We start from the raw sequence: 329 nt of genomic DNA, 5'->3' as shown, positions 1-329 counted from the left end.
TTTGTATTGCCAGTCAGCCGCGATGGTCTGAAGCCGGTTCTTGCGCTCGTGAGACTTGACGTCTCACCACCTTCTATCCGCTGGCTTGATACCAGCCTCATCCTGCATGCGCGTTACGCCGTATTCAACATCGGGAACATGCCCCATCTAACGAGTCGGTTGCGTGGAGCACCCCGACACTTTTACGGGCATGTTCACTTCGGACTGTATTCGCTTGCTCCCGCGTTACAGATTTATCGTTCGCGCTACTGATCTACGGTGCTTCAATCATGCTCCTTCGGGAACTACGCCGTCCTTTAAGTACCGCCATAGTGCAATCGCGAGACGTC

General features: G+C 54.1%; 1 protein-coding gene. It reads left to right on the top strand.

All coding sequences use genetic code 11. The features are described 5' to 3' along the window. Positions 1–252, top strand: a 252-nt coding sequence (locus AB3X94_RS42040) for a hypothetical protein (RefSeq protein WP_368614492.1), incomplete at its 5' end; no start/stop codon positions are given. Positions 253–329: the final 77 nt, after the last annotated feature.

Origin of the sequence: Paraburkholderia sp. BR10923 (assembly GCF_040948765.1) — a bacterium.
GTDB lineage: Bacteria > Pseudomonadota > Gammaproteobacteria > Burkholderiales > Burkholderiaceae > Paraburkholderia > Paraburkholderia youngii.
Note: the sequence above shows the minus strand (reverse complement) of the source record. Positions and strands in the feature narration are given on the sequence as shown.